Genomic DNA, 957 nt, shown 5'->3' with positions numbered 1-957 from the left:
ATTCGGAAAACTCGATTTCCTTCGGGGGAAATTCCCCGGCGTCGAGACGTGCCGGATAGAGCAGAACGGGCGACAACACGCCTTGGATCATACCGCGTGGTGTCTGGAGGCTCTGGGTTCCCTTCGGGTCTTCAAGCAGACCGAACATATTGGTGATGGCATTGGCGTTGAACGGAAACAAGCCGATGCCGCCGACGGAACCGAATGCAGTAAAACAGGCTTCGCGGCCTTCGCAGCTCTCGCACTTGTTCGGGATCGTGTCGGGCTTCGCGCCGGCCTTGTGCCAGGTTTGGAGATCCTCCCGACCAATCCGTACCGCCCGCAGATAACGGGAGGCGAACTCGGTTTGCGCGTCGGCCTCCGCTAGCTGGATCGTCTCTTGGAATCCCCCCTGTTGGCGCGCTCGCCCGAGCCGCAGTACGTGCGTGATGCGGCCGCTATAATTTCCCTGAATACCACGCAGATAGAGCGGCGTCATACCTACAACCGAGATCATGTCGCAGACATCGTGCCGTGTGCGGGCATCGACGACGAGCGAGTCGATCAATTGGCCGTCTATGCCCTCCCAACTCGTGACGTCCTCGAGAAGGAGCACGAGTCTGCGCTGTTCCTTCAGCAGTTCCTTACGGAGCTTGAAAAACATGTCGCGCAGTCCATCCACGGTGATGCCAAGGATGTGCTGAACCGCGAAGTTGCGGCGCAAGTTGAGCGCGTCGAGAAGGCGGCGGGCCTGCGGAATGTCGAGCGTATCGTCGAGCGCAAGATCCTGAGCCGACGATCCGGCAGCGCGTGACGGGGCAAACCGATCGCATTCGCGCTTGAGCGTTCGCATCAGCATCAGAGCTTTGGGTGGAAGGCCTTCGACTGCCATTTGCACTTTGGCCAGATCGGCGACGTCGTAGAGGTCGAAACTGGCCGACGCTGAATTGCGCTGTCCACCGTCGCCCGACATTACTT

Annotated in this window: 1 protein-coding gene; it reads right to left on the bottom strand. The window is 59.8% G+C overall.

The window, feature by feature from the left end:
- Positions 1–957 (bottom strand): hypothetical protein (locus EN780_RS39260; protein WP_189557049.1); only part of this gene is annotated, 957 nt, incomplete at both ends.

Origin of the sequence: Mesorhizobium sp. M4B.F.Ca.ET.089.01.1.1 (assembly GCF_004022605.1) — a bacterium.
Taxonomy (GTDB): Bacteria; Pseudomonadota; Alphaproteobacteria; order Rhizobiales; family Rhizobiaceae; genus Mesorhizobium; species Mesorhizobium abyssinicae.
This window is presented reverse-complemented; position numbering and strand designations above follow the sequence as displayed.